The sequence below is a fragment of the Acidovorax sp. Q11 genome, assembly GCF_054950075.1.
Map to the genome: position 1 here is coordinate 1 of NZ_JBUDZG010000030.1, position 21,376 is coordinate 21,376.

Annotated in this window: 17 protein-coding genes and 1 pseudogene; 5 read left to right on the forward strand and 13 right to left on the reverse strand. The window is 65.5% G+C overall.

The window, feature by feature from the left end; all coding sequences use genetic code 11:
* Positions 1–128: 128 nt before the first annotated feature.
* The 3 genes and pseudogenes from ACYZGB_RS18770 to ACYZGB_RS18780 all read right to left on the reverse strand — a co-directional run.
* A pseudogene (locus ACYZGB_RS18770) lies at positions 129–314 on the reverse strand (FadR/GntR family transcriptional regulator); the annotation flags it as partial.
* A 126-nt stretch (positions 315–440) separates the two neighbouring features.
* The gene (locus ACYZGB_RS18775; protein ID WP_462390385.1) at positions 441–1,697 is read right to left on the reverse strand and encodes an alpha/beta hydrolase family protein; all 1,257 of its coding nucleotides are present in this window, start codon (positions 1,695–1,697) and stop codon (positions 441–443) included.
* 155 nt (positions 1,698–1,852) lie between these two features.
* Complete coding sequence (locus ACYZGB_RS18780) at positions 1,853–2,902, reverse strand: SDR family oxidoreductase (protein ID WP_462390386.1); 1,050 nt, start codon at positions 2,900–2,902, stop codon at positions 1,853–1,855.
* Between the two features lie 172 nt (positions 2,903–3,074).
* Between ACYZGB_RS18780 and ACYZGB_RS18785 the strand changes: the two genes are divergently transcribed.
* Entirely contained in the window at positions 3,075–3,689 is a 615-nt protein-coding gene (locus ACYZGB_RS18785) for a TetR/AcrR family transcriptional regulator (protein ID WP_462390387.1), read from the forward strand.
* 132 nt (positions 3,690–3,821) lie between these two features.
* On the opposite strand, the gene ACYZGB_RS18790 is transcribed toward ACYZGB_RS18785, so the two are convergent.
* The 5 genes from ACYZGB_RS18790 to ACYZGB_RS18810 form a co-directional block, all read right to left on the reverse strand.
* The gene (locus ACYZGB_RS18790) at positions 3,822–4,877 is read right to left on the reverse strand and encodes a patatin-like phospholipase family protein (protein ID WP_462390388.1); all 1,056 of its coding nucleotides are present in this window, start codon (positions 4,875–4,877) and stop codon (positions 3,822–3,824) included.
* A 130-nt stretch (positions 4,878–5,007) separates the two neighbouring features.
* Entirely contained in the window at positions 5,008–5,490 is a 483-nt protein-coding gene (locus ACYZGB_RS18795; RefSeq protein ID WP_462390389.1) for a nucleoside deaminase, read from the reverse strand.
* Positions 5,483–6,250 (reverse strand): ABC transporter permease, encoded by a 768-nt coding sequence (locus ACYZGB_RS18800; protein WP_063462470.1) that lies wholly within the window; start codon positions 6,248–6,250, stop codon positions 5,483–5,485. Before ACYZGB_RS18800 ends, ACYZGB_RS18795 begins: the two co-directional genes overlap by 8 nt.
* A gap of 12 nt (positions 6,251–6,262) precedes the next feature.
* Positions 6,263–7,087 carry an ABC transporter ATP-binding protein gene (locus ACYZGB_RS18805; protein ID WP_462390390.1) on the reverse strand — a complete coding sequence of 275 codons (825 nt, stop codon included), beginning with the start codon at positions 7,085–7,087 and terminating at the stop codon, positions 6,263–6,265.
* 163 nt (positions 7,088–7,250) lie between these two features.
* Positions 7,251–8,282, reverse strand: coding sequence for an ABC transporter substrate-binding protein (locus ACYZGB_RS18810; RefSeq protein WP_462390391.1), 1,032 nt, complete (start codon positions 8,280–8,282; stop codon positions 7,251–7,253).
* A gap of 451 nt (positions 8,283–8,733) precedes the next feature.
* Between ACYZGB_RS18810 and ACYZGB_RS18815 the strand changes: the two genes are divergently transcribed.
* On the forward strand, positions 8,734–9,552 hold the full coding sequence (locus tag ACYZGB_RS18815) for an HDOD domain-containing protein (RefSeq protein WP_462390392.1): 819 nt from the start codon (positions 8,734–8,736) through the stop codon (positions 9,550–9,552).
* 70 nt (positions 9,553–9,622) lie between these two features.
* Here the strand turns inward: ACYZGB_RS18815 and ACYZGB_RS18820 are convergent, their stop codons facing one another.
* From ACYZGB_RS18820 to ACYZGB_RS18835, 4 genes are all read right to left on the reverse strand, one after another.
* Positions 9,623–11,929 (reverse strand): NADP-dependent malic enzyme, encoded by a 2,307-nt coding sequence (locus ACYZGB_RS18820; protein ID WP_462390393.1) that lies wholly within the window; start codon positions 11,927–11,929, stop codon positions 9,623–9,625.
* A 189-nt stretch (positions 11,930–12,118) separates the two neighbouring features.
* A complete protein-coding gene (locus ACYZGB_RS18825; RefSeq protein ID WP_462390394.1) occupies positions 12,119–13,606 on the reverse strand; it encodes a nucleobase:cation symporter-2 family protein in 1,488 nt (495 codons plus the stop codon).
* A 205-nt stretch (positions 13,607–13,811) separates the two neighbouring features.
* Positions 13,812–14,498 (reverse strand): GntR family transcriptional regulator, encoded by a 687-nt coding sequence (locus tag ACYZGB_RS18830; RefSeq protein WP_462390395.1) that lies wholly within the window; start codon positions 14,496–14,498, stop codon positions 13,812–13,814.
* Positions 14,495–15,826 (reverse strand): C4-dicarboxylate transporter DctA, encoded by a 1,332-nt coding sequence (locus ACYZGB_RS18835; RefSeq protein WP_462390396.1) that lies wholly within the window; start codon positions 15,824–15,826, stop codon positions 14,495–14,497. Before ACYZGB_RS18835 ends, ACYZGB_RS18830 begins: the two co-directional genes overlap by 4 nt.
* A gap of 216 nt (positions 15,827–16,042) precedes the next feature.
* Between ACYZGB_RS18835 and ACYZGB_RS18840 the strand changes: the two genes are divergently transcribed.
* Positions 16,043–17,383 (forward strand): glycerate kinase type-2 family protein, encoded by a 1,341-nt coding sequence (locus ACYZGB_RS18840; protein WP_462390397.1) that lies wholly within the window; start codon positions 16,043–16,045, stop codon positions 17,381–17,383.
* A 270-nt stretch (positions 17,384–17,653) separates the two neighbouring features.
* On the opposite strand, the gene ACYZGB_RS18845 is transcribed toward ACYZGB_RS18840, so the two are convergent.
* Positions 17,654–18,571 carry a LysR family transcriptional regulator gene (locus tag ACYZGB_RS18845; protein ID WP_462390398.1) on the reverse strand — a complete coding sequence of 306 codons (918 nt, stop codon included), beginning with the start codon at positions 18,569–18,571 and terminating at the stop codon, positions 17,654–17,656.
* Between the two features lie 166 nt (positions 18,572–18,737).
* On the opposite strand from ACYZGB_RS18845, the gene gcl reads away from it, so the two are divergent.
* Together gcl and hyi are read left to right on the forward strand one after the other, a co-directional pair.
* Positions 18,738–20,528: a glyoxylate carboligase gene (gcl, locus tag ACYZGB_RS18850; protein WP_462390399.1), complete on the forward strand. Its 1,791-nt coding sequence runs from the start codon at positions 18,738–18,740 to the stop codon at positions 20,526–20,528.
* 41 nt (positions 20,529–20,569) lie between these two features.
* A complete protein-coding gene (gene hyi / locus ACYZGB_RS18855; RefSeq protein ID WP_462390400.1) occupies positions 20,570–21,349 on the forward strand; it encodes a hydroxypyruvate isomerase in 780 nt (259 codons plus the stop codon).
* Positions 21,350–21,376: the final 27 nt, after the last annotated feature.

Here is a 21,376-nt window from a genome sequence, read left to right on the forward strand (position 1 = left end):
AGCGAAAAGAGGTCACAGAACAAGGCAAGGCATACACTTATCCACAGCCGACCATCACAGCGTCGGCTCCCACCCCTGGCTCACGATTCAAGCGGCGCGGTGGCTCAGTTCTACTTCGGCGCGGACAACTTCAGCCGCGAGATCGCCTCGCGCACCACCGTGCGGCTCACCTGGAACTGCTGCGCCAGCACCGCCTCGGTGGGCAGCTTCTCGGCCGCCTGGATGCGGCCCGCGCGGATCTCGGCCTCCAGCGCGCTGGCGACCTGGTCGGACAGCTTGATGCTGGGTTTGATGGCGGAAAAAGGTGACGACATGGGCGAAGCGGACAGAGGTGGCGGCAGCAGTCCCGAGGGACGGCCGACTGTACCCCAAGCGTCAGCGCAAGGCGCCGTGCAGCACGTCCTGCCTGCGCGACCGCGCGCCTGCCAGGTCTGGTCAGATCAATTCGCAACCCTGAGCCGCTGCACCAGCCAGCTCGCCGCGAAATCAAAGTGCTCCCGCATGTGCAGCTCCGCCGTATGCCCATCGTCCCCGTAGACCAACTGGGTCACGTTGAAGCCGAGCGCGGCCAGAGAAGAGGGTTCGTCCTTGGACACCAAGTCTTCGTGGATCCCGTTCACCATCAGAATGGGTTTTTGCAACTGCCCCCTCGTCGGCGTCTTCAACTGGCGGGAGAGCTGGAAGGTTTCGTAATAGTTGCACATCGTCTGCCGAAGTGTGGTCCGCGGATCCATGTTCGCAAACATGGTGTACGGCGCGACGATCCATGCCGGAGCCACCATGCAATGCGCGCTTTCAAAGCTGGAATCGCTGGGGCCGCCAATGTTGACAACCGCTTTGTAGAGGTCGTTCTTCAGTCCGCCAAGCGTTGCCAGATAGCCGCCCATGCTCCAGCCGTACACCGCCACCCGGCTGGCATCCAGATCACTGCGTTGCTGGATGTAGTCGGCAATGGCGTCGAACATCACATGGGAGTCGGGGTGGAACCCCAGCTGGTTCTCCCCGGTGTCCGGGTTCTCCACAACGATGGTTGCAAACCCACGGCTTGCGAAGTAGTCGCTGTGCCGGATCATCTCTGTCTTCAGGTTGTCGAGGCCGCCAAGGATCACCAAGGTTGGCAGCTTTGCATCGCCGCTGCGGTGGGTGGATGGGGCCTGGAAGTAGCCAATGAACTCTTTGCCGCCGGCCTTGAAGGCAATCCGCTGGAGTGGTTTGCCCAGGGCTGCATAGGCTTGTTCGGTCGCGCGCAGGTCTGCAGCGGGAATACGCTTGGGGATGCGGTTCATCCGCCAGTAGAAAGCCTCCTTTTTGTAGGCGGCCGATGCCGCCAGGTTGTCGCCCTGCTCGGCGGCCACGCGTGCTCTTTCTGCGTGCATCTGCGCGGGCTTGCTGAACGTTGCCTGCCAGGTCGGCTGCGATGGCCCCGCGTGTTCCGGCAGCGCTCCAATGACCTCGTCAAAGGTACGCGCTTCGATCCCTGCATCCTCCAGCCACCAACAGATGTTGAATTTGAACGAGGGATGCAGGCGAGCGATGCCGCCCGGGTACTCGGCCTGTCCTTTTGCGCAGAATTCGGCCATGCTGTTCGCAGCCCGGGCCGCAGGGATTCCCTGCGCAGCGGACTCTTGTGGTGCGGCGGCTGCCAGCAAAGCAGCGCCGAAGGACATCCATAGTTTCCAAGCCAGTCTGTTCGTCACGATATCTCCTTCAGGGTGGTAATGCGATGGGAGCGTGGCAAGGCACAAGACACGTGTCACCAGGCGGATGAACGGCTGCCGAGGGTGCGTTGCACGCGTTGGGGGTTGGCTGCTCGTGCCCTTTTTGCCGGAGCGACGCAGCCGCATGTCTGGCGCTATCGGTTCGGTATGCTGGGCAGCCAGCCATTACCTCGGTACCAGGCCACCGTGTCGGCAACGGTTTGCTCGACCGGGCGAAACTTCAGCTGAAGCTGTTGCTCGCTCTTGGCATGATTGAAATGGCTGCGTCCCGCCTCCTTGCGCATCAACCGCACGGTAGCCAGGCTGAGCAGGATGGGCTTGCCGGTGATGCGTGCGTAGAGCTCCTGGACGCTCGCCAGGAGATACAGGAGCGGAAAGGGCAGGTTGCGTGTCGGCGTCTTGATGCCCGCGATCTTTCCTACCAAAGGCACCAGTTCCTGCATCGTCATGTGGCGGCCGGCAGCCAGATAGCGTTCGCCGCGCAGCCCCTGCTCTGCAGCCGCAATCTGCGCATTCGCTACATCGCGGGCATCCACAACGGAAAAGCTGCCGGGCACCAGCCCCGGCAGTTTTCCCAGCACCACGTCGTTGACAAACTGCCCGGAAGAGGTGGGGCCGATATCGGCCGGTCCCCACATCCATCCGGGCAAAACGAAGCTGGCATGCATGTCCGGGTGCGCAGCCAGAAAGGCCGACACGGCTTGGTCGGCCAGTATCTTGCTTCGGTAGTAGTCGTCCTCGGCATCCGCCAGCTCGCGCAGGCAGGTCTCGTCCATGGGCATGCCTGGCGCGCCATTGAGCACCGCAATGGACGAGGTCTGGATGAAGCGCCGGATGCCCGCGTCATATGCCCGCTCGATGAGGTCCTTGGTGCCGTCCACATTGATGCGCTTCAGTTCTGCCCAGTGGCTGCCGCCCTTGAAGTTGTCCCGGAAGAACGCGGCGGTGTGGAACACCACGTCGCAACCCTGGAGCGCTTTGGAGAAGGCGGGCACGTCCGCCATGTCGCCCTGCACCAGTTCAACACCCTCCACCCCTGCAAACTGCTGCTGGCCCTTGGTTTTGGAGCGGACGAGTGCCTTGACGAAGAAGCCGCGCTCGACCAGTTCGCGCACAAGGTTGTTTCCGAGGAGGCCGGTAGCGCCGGTGACAAAAGCGGCCCGCAAGCCCTTGGATTGTTTCATGTCGATTGAACTTCAAAAATCAAATGATCTTTTAGTTTATCGGCGGGCAAAATAAATATCAAGTGATATTTGAAAGCTGACCCAGCCTGGCTGCACCGGCGAGGGCCCCAGGTCCATCTCGAAAGTTCATGTGATATCTTTTGGCATGAGCCCCACGACAGTAAGAAAGCGCTTGAGCCGAGAGGAAAGCCAAGCGCAAACGCGCGAACGCCTGATCGAAACTGCGCAGCAGTTGTTTGTTGCGAACGGGTATGGGGGCGCGTCCATCCGCGACATTGCGAACAAGGCGGGCTACTCCCAGGGCGCGTTCTATTCCAACTTTTCGAGCAAGGAAGATGTGTTGCTCGAGCTGCTGCGGCGCCACATGACGGCAGAGGCGACGCACCTGTCCCGGGTCATGTCGGGTGACGGGGACGATTCCGAGCAGCTATTTGCCGAGCTGGATGCCTGGGCTTCCACGCTCAATCACGACGCGGATTGGTGCATGCTTTCTATCGAACTGCAATTGCACGCCAACCGCAGTCAGACGTTCGCCGCGGAGTACCAGAAGGTGTGGGATCGGCACCGCAGCGAGCTGGGCCAGGTGATTGGCCAGTTGTTCCACAAGCTCGGAAGGATTCCGCCTGCCGAACCTGCCGAACCTGCCGAGCTGGCCGCTGCCTTCATGGCCCTGTCGCATGGCCTGGCGTTGCAGCGGATGAGCACGCGTCCCGATCCCTCGGGGCGCCTCATCATGGCGTTCCTGCGCGGGCTGATTGCCAATGCGGAGCGAGAGAACGCCGGATAGCGGCCGCAAGCCTTGGCGAATTCATCCGCTCAATGCAAGACATCCATTGGGCATCGGTGCTGGCGTGCCGGTCGTGGTCTTCTTGCAAGCCTCTCCAGTCTCTCCAGCCTGCTTTGATCTGCTGGACTGCTCTTACTTGGCGGCCGCCGCCGCGCATGCCTCACCCATCCCGGCCATGCCCGCTAGCCGCTGCAGGCGGCTGCGCTTGTCCATGCAGTCCTTGTACTCCGCTTCACGCACCTTTTCCTGCGCCAGTTGCGCAGCCCGCGCGCGCTCGGCTTGCAACTGGGCCACACGCTCGCGGATCTGCGGCATCACGGCCAGCGCGGCCTTTTCGCCTTCCACAATGGCGCTGGCGCGCTGGCTGAAGTCGGCCGCACCGATGTCCAGCACCTGCGGGCGGATGATCACGTCGGCCCGCGCCAGCTCGGCCTGGCCCAGCTTCTGGCCCATGATGGCGATCGACTGGTTCAGCGCGCCCAACATGTTGCCGGGCGTCTGGCCCCGGGCCTTGTTGGAGATGTCCACCGCGATCACGATGTCGGCGCCCAGCTGGCGGGCGGCATCCACCGGCACGGGGCTCACGATGCCGCCGTCCACAAAGTGGTACTTGCCGATGGTGACGGGCTGGAACACTCCGGGCACGCTGCTCGATGCACGCACGGCCTGGCCGGTGTTGCCGCGTGCAAACACGGTGCGCTCGCCGTCTTCCAGCCGCGTGGCCACGGCCACAAAGGGCTTGGCCATCTGCTCCAGCGGCTTGCGGCGCACCTGCTCGTTCACATAGTCTTCGAGCTTCTGACCCAGCACCAGGCCGCCGGACGAGAGCTGCAGGTCGCGGATCTTGGCTTCGTCCAGCGCCACGGCTTTTTCCTGCATCTCGAAGGCGTTCATGCCGCTGGCGTAGAGCGCACCCACCACGCTGCCCGCACTGGTGCCCGACACCACCGCAGGTGCAAAGCCGTTGGCTTCCAGCATCTTGATCACACCGATGTGTGCAAACCCCTTGGCCGCGCCGCCGCCCAGGGCGATACCGATGCGGATGGGGGGCGTTGCGGGCGTGGAGGGCGTGGCGAGGGGCGCGGCTTCGCTGCCCGCCCCCGTCTGGGTCGGGGCCGTGCCGCCACATGCGGCCAGACCTGCTGCGGCCCCAAGGGCCAGAAGGCGCAAAAGAATGGTCAAGCGCATGCCGGGTGATCCTGCTGTCGTCCAAACGGGGCGGCAGTATAGCGGCAGGGTGCCTGCGGCCGGTGTTGCGTGGGGAGCTTGCTACAAAAAAAGGAGCAATATGCGCTTTGTGGGCGGGCGGTGGAGCAGTTTATCGCCAAAAATCGCGATGCAGGGCAGTGATCTCTTCCGCCAGTGCGGGCACGGGGCCCAGCACCTCGGTGTGGCGCTGTCCGCTCGCAAACACCGTGCGGCAGGGCAGGGCCAGCGTGGGATTCTCGGGGTGGTCCCCCGTTAGCGCGAGCAGGGCGGTTTCTTCGGCACCATACAGCACGCGGCCGATGCCTGCCCAGTAGATGGTGCCCGCACACATGGCGCAGGGCTCGAAGGTGGTGACCAGCGTGCACTGGGCCAGGTAGGCGCCGGGGTAGTTGGCCGCTGCTGCGCGGGCCAGCGTGCTCTCGGCATGGTTCACGGTGTCGATGTTGCCCTGCTCGGCCAGCACGGTCTCGCCATCGGGCGCGACCAGCAAGGCGCCGAAAGGATGGCGGCCCATGTCCATGGCGCGTTGGGCTACGGCATTGGCGCGGCGCAGCAGGCGCGCTACCCGGGCATCGCCCAGTGGCTCACTCACCCTGAGACCCCCGGTGCGCCCACCCCGTGGTGCGCTTTTCAATCCAGCTGAACAGCTCGTACATCACCATGGCCATGGCGCCCACCACCATCAGGCCCGCAAACGCTAGGCCCATCTGCATGGACGAGCCTGCGCTGATGAGCAGATAACCAATGCCTTCGTTCGCAGCGGTCATCTCCGATACCGTGGTGCCGACAAAGGCCAGCGTGATCGCCACCTTGAGCGAGCCATAGAAGTACGGCATGGAACGGGGCAGGCCCACCTTGGTCAGCACGTCCCAGCGCTTGGCGCCCAGCACGCGCAGCACGTCTTCCAGCTCGGGCTCCAGCGTGGCCAGGCCGGTGGCGATGTTGACCATGATGGGAAAGAAGCTGATGAGAAAGGCCGTGAGGATGGCCGGGCCCACGCCGATGCCGAACCACACCACGAGGATGGGAACAAAGGCTGCCTTGGGCAGGGCGTTGAAGGCGGTCATGAGCGGGTACACGGCGGCGTAGGCCAGGCGCGAGCTGCCGATGACGAAGCCCAGCAGCACCCCCACCACGATGGCAATGCCAAACCCGGCCATGGTGACCCAGTAGGTGCGCCAGGCGTGTGCGGCAATCACGCCGCTGAACTCGACCAGTTGCGTGGCAATGACCCAGGGGCTGGGGAAAAGGTATTCAGGGACGCTGAAGGCCGAGCAGACGATCTGCCACAACAGGATGATGGCGACGAGCAGGATCCAGGGGGACCAGCGCTCCACGGTTTTTTTGTGCATGACTCGCTTTGTTTATTGCTGGATGGGAGCGCCGACCTTGCGCAGGGCTCCGATGTGGCCGCGCAGCTCGTGCACGATGTCGGTGAACTCCTTGGTGTAGGTGATCTCCAGGTCGCGCGGGCGGGGCAGCTCGATCTCCTTGCGCACCACAAACCGGCCTGGGCTCTTGCTCATCACATAGACCGTGTCGGCCAGAAAGACCGATTCGCGCAGGTCGTGCGTGACCAGGATCACGTTGAACTGCTGCTCGGTCCAGAGGTCGCGCAGGATGCACCACAGCTCTTCGCGCGTGAAGGCGTCGAGCGCGCCGAAGGGCTCGTCCAGCAGCAGCATCTTGGGCTCATGGATCAGCGCGCGGCAGATGCTGGCGCGCTGCTGCATGCCGCCCGACAGCTGCCAGGGGAACTTGTCCTCATAGCCCGCCAGCCCCACCTTTTGCAGCAGCTTGCGGGCGCGCTCTTCGTATTCCTTGCGCTTTTGCTTGAAGTTGCTACGGTAGGGTTCGACGATTTCGAGCGGCAGCAGCACGTTGTCCACCGTGGTGCGCCAGGGCAGCAGCGACGGCGCCTGGAAGGCCATGCCCGAGACCTTGAGCGGCCCGGTCACGGGTTGGCCGTCGATGAGGATCTTGCCCATCGAAGGCATCTTCAGACCGGTGGCCAGCTTCATGAAGGTGGACTTGCCGCAGCCCGAGGGCCCAACGATGGCGATGAACTCGCCGCGCCGCACCTGCAGGTCGATGGCTTCGACCGCAAACTGGTTCTTGGCGCGCAGCTCGTCGTTGTACGCGAGCCAGACATCGCGGAAGTCCACAAAGTAGGAATCAGCAGCCTGCATCAGAGGTCCGTAGTGAGTAGTGTTTGTGCACCGAGGTTGATGCTGGGCGCGGCCCAGGCCAGCGCCCCCGTGCAAGGGCCGCCCCGCCGCACCGGGGGCGTCCCCCTCCCGACTCGCGCAGCGAGTCGAGAGAGGGGGAAGGCGCGAAGCGACTCAGGGGGTGTCACTTCTTCGGAAGGATGTTCAGCTCGGCCGTGCTGGGCAGGAAACTGGGGTTCCACACATCGTCGGCGTTCACGCGCGTCTTGGTGTTGAATGCGTCGGACACCTGTGAGGCCATCAGCGACAGGCGGCCAGGCACGGCCTTGCCAAAACCTTCGGCGCGCGCGTCGGGGCTGTTGATCACGGTGTCGATGGCCAGTTGCAGGCGGCGGGTTTCGAGCGGCACGTTCACGATGCCGTCGCGCGCCTTCACATGCTCGATGGCGGCGGCGGGGTTGGCGATCACCTCCTTGGCGCCCTTGGCAAAGGCCGACAGGAAGGCCTTGATGGCAGCCGGGTTCTCCTTGATGAGCTTGGGCGACGCGATGATCACGTTGCCATACAGCTTCACGCCGAAGTCGGCATAGGGCAGCACCACCACGTCGGCGGCCTTGGCACCGCGTGCTTCCAGGTTCAGCAGCGAGGTGAAGGTGAAACCGGTGATGGCGTCCACATCGCCGCGCACCAGCATGGTTTCGCGCAGTGGGGGATCCATGGCGGTCCAGGTCACGGCGCCAATGCCGTTGGCCTTCTGGAAGATCGGGAACGCGCGGCGGCCTGCGTCAAACACGGGGGCGCCCAGCTTCTTGCCGGCCAGGTCGGCGGGCTTGGCAATGCCGCTCTTCTTGAGCGCCATGACCGAGGCGGGCGTGTTGTTGTAGACCATCATCACCGCCACGGGCTTGTTCTGCGCGTCGGGGTTGTTGGCGTGGAACTCCATCACGGCAGCCAGGTCGGCAAAGCCCATGTCGTACGTGCCCGAGGCCACGCGCTGCACCGCGCCCCCCGAGCCGTTGCCTGCGTCCACCGCCACATCCAGGCCCGCAGCCTTGAAGTAGCCCTTGGCCACGGGCTGCAGGAACAGGGCGGCGGGGCCTTCAAAGCGCCAGTCGAGCTGGAACTTGATGGGCGTAGTGGCCTGGGCCTGGGCCGTGCTGAAGGTGCTGGCGGTGGCGAGCAAAAGGGCGGCTTGCAGGAGAGTACGTTTGTTCATGGATAGGTTCCTGTCAGAAGACGGCGGGGAAAGTGGGAGCAACTGCGGGGCACAAGCGAAAACAAAAGCCGAAGCACGGGCGCGCCCCAGCGGTTCGCTACCACGCCATGGTGGTCCAGTCAGCAAAAACGATGCCTGGTTTCACCGGGGCGGGGAGAGGGTGCGGGCTATTGTTCGCCAGTTTGGTGCATGCGGTTCTACAGGCTTTCCCGAAATGGTGCAAAAGGGTTTTGGCAGGTTGGCCGGAGAACCGGCGAGGGCACACACTGGCCTGTGGCGGTCGCCCCCGGGGCCGTTGCCTTGGGTGGGCGCAGCGACGCCGCAGCGCATAGGTGCAAACGCTCAGAACGCGGCTGTGCGCCGGTGGTACAACAATTCCTCTGGTTCCATTTCTGGTTTTCGATTGCTGGCATCACATCCTTGTCCACAACAGCACTTGGGAGGGCTTCTCATGGCAGACATCCAGGCTTTTTTCGAGAACGTGCAATTACCCACCATCCCCGACGTGGCGCGCGAGCTGATCGCCACCATGAAGGACGATGACATCCCTTTCGAGAAGGTGCGGGCGGCCATCTCCAAAGACCCGGCCCTTACGGCCAAGCTGATCCGTCTGGCCAACAGCGCGCGGTTTGGCCTGCCCCGGCAGGTGGCGTCGCTGGACGATGCCATCACCATGGTGGGGCTCAACCAGGTGCGCACACTGGCGCTGGCGTCGTGCATGTCGGGCGTGTTCAAAGATGCGCCCGGGGTGGACGCCGATGCGTTCTGGAAGGAGAGCATGGCCATTGCGGGCTATTCACAGTGGCTGGCCCGCACGCTGGGCTCCAACGTGCAGGAGTCGTGGCTCGCAGGCTTTCTGGTACGGCTCGGTGAACTGATCATTGCGCAGAAGGCGCCCGAGCAGATCCCGGCCATCGAACAGCTGCCCCACCACGCGGGCGGGCGCTGGGAGCGCGAACGCACACTGCTGGGCTTTACCGAAGCCCAGGTGACGGCCGAGCTGGCGCGGCGCTGGCGCTTCCCAGACACCATCACCCGGGCGCTGGAGACGGCCGAAGACCCCGTGGCCGCCACCCCGTTCTGCCGCCTGGGCGGCATCCTGCATGTGGCCACCCTGCTGGCCGAGATTGGCCTGGAAGAGCCCATGTCCCCCGCCGACACCATTGCCAGCCTGCCCGCCGAGATCAAGAAGGCGCTGCAACTCGACTCCCACTGGCTGGTCGAGCACCTGCCGCCGGTGGCGGACTATGTGGATGTCTCTGTTCGTTAAAGCCGTCTCACCCAAAAAGAAAGGCCCCGAGGGGCCTTTCTTTTGTGTGTAGCGCGATCAACGCTATCCGTCAGCCCGCGCGTGCTGCAGCGCTGGCCACGGCCAGGGCCGTCATGTTGAACACCCGGCGCACGGTGGCCGCAGGGGTCAGGATGTACGCCGTGGCGGCGCCGCCCATGAGGATGGGGCCCACGGTCACGCCGCCGCTGGTGGTGGTCTTGAGCACGTTGTAGAGGATGTTGGCGGCATCCAGGTTGGGGCAGATCAGCAGGTTGGCCGAGTCGGTGAGCGTGGAGTCCGCCATGTAGGCGTTGCGGATGTTGGGCTCCAGCGCGGCGTCGCCGTGCAACTCGCCATCGCACTCGATCTCGGGGTGGGCGGCCACGAACAGGTCGCGTGCTTCGCGCATCTTGCGGGCCGAGGCGCGCTTGGACGAGCCGTAGCTGGAGTGCGACAGGAAGGCCACCTTGGGCGGCAGGCCAAAGCGCTGCACTTCCTGCACCGACATCCAGGCGATGTCGGCCAGTTGCTGCGCCGTGGGGTCTTCGTTCACATAGGTATCGGCAATGAACAGCGTGCCCCGGTTGGTCATCAGCGCGTTGAGCGCGGCGTAGTCGCGTGCGCCGTCCTGGCGGCCGATGATGCTGTGGATGCGCTCCAGGTGAGTCTCATACGTGCCCACCAGGCCGCAGATCATGGCATCGGCGTCGCCCAGCGTGACCATCAGCGAGGCGATGATGGTGTTGGAGCGGCGCACGGCCGCCTTGGCGACTTCGGGCGTTGCGCCGTTGCGCTTCATGAGGCTGTGGTAGTGCTCCCAGTACTGGCGGAAGCGTGGGTCGTCCTCGGGGTTGCACACCTCCACGTCCTTGCCCAGCTGCATGCGCAGGCCGGCCTTGGCAATGCGCGCGGCGATCACCGCAGGGCGGCCGATGAGGATGGGCTGGGCAATCTTGTCGTCAATCGCCATCTGTGCGGCGCGCAGGGCGCGCTCGTCTTCGCCGTCGGCGTAGGCCACGCGCTTTTTCGTATCGGGCAGGGCCTTGGCCGCGTTGATCACGGGGCGCATCAGCATGCCGGTCTGGTAGACGAAACGCGACAGGGTCTCCTTGTAGGCTTCCATGTCTTCAATGGGGCGCGTGGCCACACCCGACTCCGCTGCGGCTTTGGCCACGGCGGGCGCGATCTTGAGGATCAGGCGCGAGTCGAACGGCGTGGGGATGAGGTAGTCGGAGCCAAAGGTGAGCTCCTTGCCCGCGTAGGCGCTGGCCACTTCCTCGCTGATGTCGGCTTTGGCCAGGTCCGCGATCTGGCGCACGCAGGCCAGCTTCATGGCTTCGGTGATCTTGGTGGCGCCGCAGTCGAGCGCACCCCGGAAGATGTACGGGAAGCACAGGACGTTGTTCACCTGGTTTGGGTAGTCAGAGCGGCCCGTGGCGATGATGCAGTCCGGGCGGATGGCTTTGGCCAGCTCGGGGCGGATCTCGGGCTCGGGGTTGGCCAGCGCCAGGATGATGGGCTTCGGTGCCATGGTTTTCACCATCTCGGCCGTGAGCACGCCCGGGGCCGAGCAGCCCAGGAACACGTCGGCGCCATCCACCGCATCGGCGAGCGTGCGTGCGTCAGTCTTCTGGGCGTAGCGCGCCTTCGATTCGTCGTAGCCACCGGGGCGGCCTTCATAGATGACGCCCTTGGAGTCGCACATGAAGATGTTCTCCACCTTCACGCCCAGGCCCACCATCACGTTCACGCAGGCAATGGCGGCGGCGCCTGCACCCGACACCGCAATCTTGACTGCGCCAATCTCCTTGCCCACCAGCTCCAGGCCGTTGAGCAGCGCGGCGCTGCTGATGATGGCCGTGCCGTGCTGGTCGTCATGGAACACCGGGATGTTCATGCGCTTGGAGAGCTCTTGCTCGATGTAGAAACACTCGGGAGCCTTGATGTCTTCAAGGTTGACGCCGCCCAGCGTGGGCTCCATCGCCGCGATGATCTCGACCAGCTTGTCGGGGTCGCGCTCGGCCAGTTCAATGTCGAACACATCGACGCCCGCAAACTTCTTGAACAGGCAGCCTTTGCCTTCCATCACCGGCTTGCCAGCCAGCGGTCCAATGTCGCCCAGGCCCAGCACGGCTGTGCCATTGGTGATCACGCCGACCAGGTTGCCGCGCGAGGTGTAGTCGAATGCCTTGGACGGATCGGCCTGGATGTCCAGGCAGGGGTAGGCCACGCCGGGCGAGTAGGCCAGCGACAGATCGCGCTGGTTGGACAAAGGTTTGGTGGGCGTCACCGCAATCTTGCCCCGGCCGGGGTTGCGGTGGTATTCGCGCGCAGCGTCGCGCAGCGATTCTTCGGCGGCGGAAAGTTTCTGGGTCATACGGAAATCCTGGAAGTCCTCGGCGGAATGCAAAACTAGGTTACCCGATGGCGAGGGCGGCTGGCATGGCGGTTTATGCGTATGCAGCATGAAGCCAAAACCCTCTTGCGGCAAAGCCGGCAAGAGGGCGGGGCCCCGGGGCCCCGGGGCGGTGGGGCAGGGTTTCCTCGGCAGCGGGCAGGCGGGATGCTAGTGGGCGTCGGCCTGGCGCGCGGCGTTCACAGCGGCGGAGGTGTCGCGGCTGGCGCCATTGAAGAAAACGTTCAGGGCCACGGCCGCGATCGAGGCCAGCAGGATACCGGATTCAATCAGGGGGTGGATCGCATGCGGCATCCACTGACGGAAGCTGGGCGCAATCAGCGGGATCATGCCCACGCCGATGGACACGGCCACGATCATCGCGTTGAAGCGGTTGTGCTTGAAGTCCACCCCGCCCAGGATGCGGATGCCCGTGGCGGCCACCATGCCGAACATCACCAGGCCCGCGCCCCCCAGCACCATGGTGGGCAGCGACTCGACCAGCGCTGCCATCTTGGGCAGCACGCCCAGCACGATCAGGATCACGCCGCCTGCCACACACACAAAGCGGCTCTTGACGCCGGTGACGGCCACCAGGCCCACGTTCTGCGAGAAGCTGGTGTACGGGAAGGTGTTGAAGATGCCGCCCAGCAGCGTGCCCAGGCCGTCGGTGCGCAGGCCGCGTGTGAGGTCGGCCTGGTCGATCTTGCGGTCGGTCATCTCACCCAGGGCCAGGAACATGCCGGTGGATTCGATCATCACCACGATCATCACCAGCGTCATGGTCAGGATCAGGATGGGGTCAAACACCGGGCCTGCGATCTCGAACGGCAGCACCAGGTCAAACCACTGGGCCTTGGCCACTTTCTCGAACGACATCAGGCCCATGGCCACCGCAATCACCGCGCCAATCACGATGCCCAGCAACACAGAAATGTTGGCAATGAAGCCCTTGGCAAACTTGGCGATCAGCAGGATGGACACCAGCACCACGGCCGAGATGCCCACGCCCGTGAGGTCGGCGTACTTGGGGTTGGGCACGGTGGGCACCACCGCAAAGCCCTTAGGCACGGGCGGCAGCGATGAGCCGGGTGCACCGGCGACGGACTGCATCTCGCTGAGCCATTTGACGTGCTCGGGGTTCACCACATTGGGCGCTGTGGGCCCCACGGGGTTGCCAAAAATCCAGTTGATGCCCACGCGCATCAGGCTGATGCCGATGACCGCAATGATGGTGCCGGTGACCACGGGCGGGAAGAAGCGCAGCATGCGGCTGACCAGCGGCGCGATCAGGATGGAGATGACGCCCGCGCCGATCACCGAGCCAAAGATCAGCCCGGCCCCGGCCGTGCCACCCGTGCTTTGCGCCATGGACACCATGGGCGCCACCGAGGCAAAGGTCACGCCCATCATCACTGGCAGGCGGATGCCGAACCACTGCGAGGCGCCCAGCGCCTGGATCAGTGTGACCAGGCCGCACACAAACAGGTCGGCCGAGATCAGCTTGGCCACCTGATCGGGCGTGAGGTTGAGCGCGCGGCCGACGATGAGCGGCACGGCCACCGCGCCGGCATACATCACCAGCACATGCTGCAGGCCCAGCGCCGTGAGGCGCCCCAGGGGCAGGTGTTCGTCCACGGGATGCACGGGCGGGGTCATGGGAGTTCCTTTTGTACGGTGCCTGAGGGATGGGCGGTAATCTGTGTGCAATGTGGTGCACAGCAGTCCATACAAAAATCGTATACAAAATATGCGAAACGGCTTATCCCGGTAAACCCTTAGGTGCAGCGCCACGACCCCCAGCGCGCCAGGCGGTGGAGGAGAGGGGTGGGGGCTTTGGGCCGACCCTGTGTGGGTGGGCGAGTCAGGGCGCGCTGCGCGGCGCCGCCAAAGGGGCCAGCGAATCGCGCAGGCGGTCGCGCACCAGCGGCTGGCCGGGGTTGAGCGCGGCTTCCACATGGCCGATATGGGCCAGCAGGCGCTCGCGGGCCAGGGCCGCGTTGCCCGCTTCCAGGGCCTCGACAATGGACTCGTGCTCCGCGCACGATTGGCTGGCTTCGTGGCGCGACTGGTAGAGCGATGCCGCCAGCGTGGTGCGCGCCGTGAGGTCGCGCAAGATGTCGCTCAGGCTGCGGTGGCCCATGGCCTCGGCCAGGCACACATGAAAGTCGGCCAGCAGGAAGGCGCGCGTTGCGGCATCGGCACCTTCGATGGCACGCTGCTCGTCGGCAATGTGGGCACGCAGGCGGGGGATGACCGCCTGCAGCGGGCGGCCCGCATCGGCCAGGATGCCCGATTCAATGATGCGCCGGGCCGAGAACGCATCGCGTGCATCGTCCACCGAGGGCTCCACCACATACCAGCCCCGGCGCGGGCGCACCTCGACAAAACCGCGTGCCTGCAACTGCATCAGCGCCTCGCGCACCAGGGTGCGGCTCACGCCGAAGAGGTCGGCCAGCTCCTGCTCGCCCAGGCGCTCGCCGGGGGCGAGTTTCTGGGCCAGGATGGATTCCACCACCTGCTGGGCGATCTGGGTCTGGTTGGTGCTCATGGGGCCGATTGTGGCGCCGGTTGTGGCTGCCGCAGCGGTTGCTGCTGCGGAGGTTGCAGGGGCGGGAGGTTCTGCCCGTCCAGCACCGCGTGGGCGCGGTCGCGGTCGATGTCTCCCTCCCACGCGGCAATCGCCACGGTGGCCACGCAGTTGCCGATCAGGTTGCCCAACGCGCGGGCAATGCCCATGAACCAGTCCACCGACAGCACCAGCACCAGGCCAATGGCCGGGATGGCTGGAATCGCATGCAGCGTGGCCGCCAGCACCACAATGGCCGAACCCGGCACGCCGTGTGCGCCCTTGGAGGTGACCAGCGAGATCGCCAGGATGGTCAGCAGGTCGGTCATGGTGATGGGCGTGTTGGTGGCTTGGGCGATGAACACGGCCGCCAGCGTGATGTAGATCGAGAACGCGTCCAGGTTGAACGAGTAGCCCGTGGGGATCACCAGGCCCACGGTCGAATCGCGGATGCCCATGTGCTTGAGCTTGGCCATGATCTGGGGCAGCACGCTGTCCGACGAGGTGGTGGCGAACACCACGGCCAGCTCCTCGCGCAGGTAGCGCAGCAGCTTGAACAGGCTGAAGCCCGAGAACCGCATGATCAGGCCCAGCACCACCACCACGAAGATGAACACGGCGGCATAGAACAGCACCACCAGCATGCCCAGTTGCTTGAGCGAGCCGATGCCGTACTTGCCCACGGTGAACGCAATCGCGCCCAGCACGCCCAGCGGCGCCAGCTTGATGATGAGGCCCATGGTCTTGAACAGCACGTGCGACAGGTCTTCTATGAGGCCGGTGACCCGCGCGCCGCGCTCCCCCATCAGCGCCAGCGCGCAGCCGAATACGATGGAGAACAGCAGCACCTGCAGCACGTCGCCGTTGGCAAACGCGCTCACGGCGGTGGTGGGGATGAGCTTGAGCAAAAAGTCGCTGAAGCCGCCGCCCGTGAGCTTGCTGGCGTTTTCCGCATAGGCGCCCATGGCCTTGGGGTCCAGCGCCTTGGGGTCCACGTTCATGCCCACGCCGGGCTCAAACCAGAACGCCAGCGCCAGGCCCAGCACCAGTGCGATGGTGGTGACCACCTCGAAGTAGATCAGCGACTTGACCCCCACACGCCCCACACGCTGCAAGTCGCCTGTGCCCGCAATGCCATGCACCACCACGCAGAACACGATGAGCGGAATCAGCATCTTGATGAGCTTGATGAAACCGTCGCCCAGCGGCTTGAGCTGCACGGCCGTGTCGGGCCAGAGCAGCCCGATGGCCACGCCGGTAATCAAGGCCAGGATCACCCGGCCGAACAAGGAGTTGAGGAAGCGGAGCATGGGAACCCTTTGCGGAGAAAAAGGACGGAGTGGTGTTGCAATCAATCTTGCATACAAGAACTGTAGACAACTGTTGAACGCCAGAACATGGGGTTATCCCGCGCTGTGCACTGCTGTGGCGCGTTGCCATCCTGTGCCTGGGTTGAAGTAGTTTTGACTTCGACGCACTGCTGCGCCGGTGACCGTGGCCCCACAATCGCCCGCGGAGACAACCCCATGACCATCACCGACACCGTGCCCGACCCCGTTCGCCAGAGCGGGGATTTCCTCGAATACCTCTACCGCGTGGCTGTGCGCCGCGCGCTGCCACTGCACAACACCGCTGCTTTTCTGCCCGCACCCCCCAGCCGCGAGAGCGGCGGCCGCACCCTGGTGCTGGGTGCGGGCAAGGCCGGTGGCGCCATGGCGCAGGCCGTGGAAGCGCTGTGGCCGGCCGATGCGCCGCTGTCGGGCCTGGTCGTCACGCGCTACCACCACACGCCGCCCCGGCCGGAAGGTCTGCCGCAGCGCATCGAGGTGGTCGAGGCTGCGCACCCGGTGCCCGATGCGGCAGGGCTGGCGGCCGCAGAGCGCATCCTGGCGCTCACCGAGGGCCTCACCGAAAACGACCTCGTGCTGTGCCTGATCTCGGGCGGCGGCTCCGCCCTGCTCACGCTGCCGGCAGATGGCCTCACGCTCGAAGACAAGCAGCGCATCAACAAGGCCCTGCTGGAGAGCGGTGCCGCCATCGACGAAATGAACTGCGTGCGCAAGCACCTCTCGCGCATCAAGGGCGGGCGGCTGGCGGCGGCCTGCGCACCCGCACGTGTGGTCACGCTCACCATCAGCGACGTGCCCGGCGACGACCCTTCGGTGATCGCCAGCGGCCCCACCGTGCCCGACGCCACCACCTGCGCCGATGCGCTGGCCATCCTGGCGCGCTATGGCATCGACGTGCCCCCCGCAGTGCGCGTTGCACTGGAAGCAGGCGCGCTGGAAACCCCCAAGCCCGGCGACGCCGTGTTTGCGAACCATGTAGTGCACATGACGGCCACGCCCCAGCAGTCGCTGGAGGCGGCCGCAGAGGCCGCGCGGGCGGCGGGCCTGGCAGCCTACATCCTCTCCGACGAGATCGAAGGCGAATCGCGCGAGGTGGGCAAGGTGCACGCCGCGCTGGCCCGCGCGGTGGCGCGTCACGGCCAGCCGTTTGCGCGGCCCTGCGTGATCCTCTCGGGCGGCGAGACCACCGTCACCATCCGCCCGCGCGCACCCGGTGCTGCCAAGGGCCGGGGCGGCCGGGCGGGCGAGTTCTGCATGGGGCTCGCGCAGGCGCTGCAAGGCCAGGCGGGCGTGTGGGCGCTGGCGGCCGATACCGACGGCATCGACGGCGTGGAAGACAACGCCGGTGCCCGCGTGGCACCCGACACCCTGGCGCGTGCGGCGGCGCAGGGCTTGTTCATCGCGGACCACCTGGACCGCAACGATGCCTATGGCTACTTCGATGCGCTGGGCGACCTGGTCATCACCGGACCCACGCACACCAACGTCAATGACTTTCGTGCACTACTGATTTTGTAGCTGTAAACCTATGGTGGACGCGCGGTGAGACCTGTTTTTATTGAGATTTTTCGTCTCTAGGGGGTCTCTGCACGAATCGAGCGGTAAGTGTGCGCTGCGGATCGGGAGAGGCTGCAAGGCGCAAAACGCAGCAATAGCCGTAGCTATTGCGAGTATTTGCAACGCCGCAGCCCGCCCGAGACCGCAGATGCACACGGCGCGATGATTTGTGCAGAGGATCCCTGGCACCAGGCGCGCCGCTGGGGCGGGCCACGCCCGGTGGTGTCCGGCTCAGGGCGATGGCCGCTTCTCCTCCCACCAGTCCTTGGCAAACCGCCCCTGCAGAAACGCGACGAAGGCCTGCACCTTCTGCGGCACTAGGCGGGGCGAGGGGTACACGGCGTGGATCTCCTGCTCGGGCAGGCGGCAGGTCTTGAGCACCTCCACCACGCGCCCGGCCGCCAGCGAATCCACCGCCACATAGTGCGGCAGCGCCGCGATGCCCATGTGCGCACGCGCCGCCGCCAGCAGGGCCGAGAGGTTGTTGGAGCGCAGCCGCCCCGTGACCGGCACCGACACCGCCTCGCCGCTCGCATTGCGCAGCCGCCACAGGTCGTTGCCCTGCACGCTGCTGTAGATCAGCGTGGCGTGGTCCTTCAGGTCCGACGGCCTGCGCGGCGTGCCGTGGCGGCGCAGGTAGGTGGGCGAGGCCACCAGCACCCAGGGGTTCATGCCCAGCGTGCGCGCGCCCAGGGCCGAGTCGGCCAGCTTGCCCAGGCGGATCGCCACGTCGATGCCGTGGGCCACCAGGTCGGTGTAGCGATCCTCGAAGCTCAGGTCCAGCTGCACCTGCGGGTTCTGCGCCATGAACTCCAGCGCCAGCGGCACCACCACGCGCCGCCCGAACGCCACCGAGCTGCCCACGCGCAGCTGCCCGTGCACCTGCGTCTGGCGCACACGCACCACGCTCTCGGCCTCGCCCACGTCGGTCACGATGGCCTTGCACTTCTCGTAGTACAGCGCGCCGGGCTCGGTCAGGCTCACGCCGCGCGTGTTGCGGTTGAGCAGCCGCACCTTCAGGTGCGCCTCCATCGCTGCCACCTGCTTGGTCACCGTGGGCTGTGTGGTGGCGAACTCCTGCGCCACCTTGGTGAAGCTGCCGGTCTCCACCACACGCACAAACATCTCCATGGCATCGAGCCGGTCCATCGTGGTTGTCTCCTGTGTTGTGCATGGTGGCGCGGGCGTGCGCCGTGGCTTATTCCTGTGTGGAATAAATTTTATGGTCTGCCGCCACCTTCCGCCGCAGAGGGTGCTTGCCTAGAGTCGCCTCATCCAACCGATTCAACCGACCACAAACCGAAGGAGATGTGCAATGGCAAGAATGAAGGCCATCGAGGCCGCCGTGAAGGTGATGGAGAAAGAGGGCGTGAGCGTCGCATTCGGCGTGCCCGGCGCGGCCATCAACCCGCTGTATGCGGCGCTCAAGGCGCACGGCGGCATTGGCCACATCCTGGCGCGCCATGTGGAGGGGGCCAGCCACATGGCCGAGGGCTACACGCGTGCCGTGGCTGGCAACATCGGTGTGTGCATCGGCACCAGCGGCCCCGCAGGCACCGACATGATCACCGGCCTGTACTCGGCCAGTGCGGACTCCATCCCCATCCTGTGCATCACCGGCCAGGCGCCGCGCGCCCGCCTGCACAAGGAAGACTTCCAGGCCGTGGACATCGCCACCATTGCCAAGAGCGTGACCAAGTGGGCCACCACCGTGCTGGAGCCCGCGCAGGTGCCGCAGGTGTTCCAGCAGGCATTCCACGTTATGCGCTCGGGCCGGCCCGGGCCGGTGCTCATCGACCTGCCCATCGACGTGCAGCTGGCCGAGATCGAGTTCGACCCCGACACCTACGAACCCCTGGTGCCCTACAAGCCCGCCGCCACGCGCGCCCAGATCGAGAAGGCACTGAGCCTGTTGAATGCCGCCGAGCGCCCGCTCATCGTGGCGGGCGGCGGCATCATCAACGCCGATGCGTCAGACCTGCTGGTGCAGTTTGCCGAAGTGCTGGGCGTGCCGGTCATCCCCACGCTGATGGGCTGGGGCAGCATCCCCGACGACCACCCGCTCATGGCCGGCATGTGCGGCCTGCAGACCAGCCAGCGCTACGGCAATGCCAGCATGCTCGCCAGCGACTTCGTGCTGGGCATCGGCAACCGCTGGGCCAACCGGCACACGGGCTCGGTCGATGTGTACACCAAGGGCCGCAAGTTCGTGCACGTGGACATCGAACCCACCCAGATCGGCCGCGTGTTTGCGCCGGACTTCGGCATCGTTTCCGACGCGGGCGCTGCGCTCAAGCTCTTTGTGGAGGTGGCGCGTGAATGGAAGGCGGTGGGCCAGCTGCGCGACCGCAGCGCGTGGGCGGCCGAGTGCCGGGGCCGCAAGCACAGCGTGGACTACCTGCGCAAGACCCACTTCGACAGCGTGCCCATGAAGCCGCAGCGCGTGTACCAGTGCATGAACCGCGCGCTGGGCAAGGACGTGTGCTACGTCTCCACCATCGGCCTGTCGCAGATCGCGGGTGCGCAGTTTCTGCATGTGTACCAGCCGCGCCACTGGATCAACTGCGGCCAGGCCGGCCCGCTGGGCTGGACGGTGCCCGCCGCCCTGGGCGTGCGCGTGGCCGACCCGGCGCGCAAGATCGTGGCGCTGTCGGGCGACTACGACTTCCAGTTCATGATCGAAGAGCTGGCCGTGGGCGCGCAGTTCAAGCTGCCCTACATCCACGTGCTGGTCAATAACAGCTACCTGGGCCTGATCCGCCAGGCGCAGCGCAGCTTCAGCATCGACTACTGCGTGCAGCTCGCGTTCGACAACGTGAACATGGCCGAGGGCGAGGTGGCGCGCGGCTACGGCGTGGACCACGTGAAGGTGGTCGAAGGCCTGGGCTGCAAGGCCATCCGCGTGCACCGCCCCGACGAGTTTGCGCCCGCCCTCGCCCAGGCCGAGGCCTGGATGGCCGAGCACCGCACCCCCGTGGTCATCGAGGTGATCCTGGAGCGCGTGACCAACATCGCCATGGGCACCGAGATCGACAACATCGTCGAGTTCGAGGAACTGGCGACGCAGCCCACTGACGCACCCACCGCCCTGGCCCTGCTGGACTGAGGCGAGCCGCATTTTTTCCCTCGTGTTACCGGAGACTTTTCATGCCCCGTTTTGCTGCCAACCTCAGCATGCTGTTCACCGAGGTTCCCTTTCTCGACCGCTTCGAGCGCGCCGCGCGCACCGGCTTCGAGGCCGTGGAGTTCCTCTTTCCCTACGAGTTTGCAGCGGAGGACATCCGCGCGCGCATCGACAAACACCAGCTGCAGATCGTGCTGCACAACCTGCCCGCAGGCGACTGGGCCGCTGGCGAGCGCGGCATTGCCTGCGACCCGGCACGCATTGTGGAGTTTCGCGCCGGTGTGGCCCAGGCCATCATCTACGCCCAGGCGCTGGGCGTGCCGCAGCTCAACTGCCTGGCGGGCAAGGCACCTGCAGGGGTGGATGCTGCGGTGCTGCGCCGCACCCTGGTCGAGAACCTGCGCTTTGCTGCCACCGAACTGAGGGCGGCCGGCCTGCGCCTGCTGATCGAGCCCATCAACCCCTTCGATATCCCGGGCTTCTACCTGACCCGCACGGACCAGGCGCTGGCCATCCTGGACGAAGTGGATGCCAGCAACGCCTATGTGCAGTACGACATCTACCACGCGCAGCGCACCGAAGGCGAAATCGCGGCCACGCTGCAAAAGCACCTGGAACGCATCGGCCACGTGCAGCTGGCCGACAACCCCGGCCGCAACGAGCCGGGCACGGGCGAGATCAACTACCGCTACCTGTTCGCGCACCTGGACCGCATCGGATACGACGGCTGGGTGGGTTGCGAGTACCGGCCCGCGCGCACCACGGAAATCGGCCTGGGGTGGCGCACGGCGCTGACCGCATGAGCCACAACCCACGGATCGACGAATCAC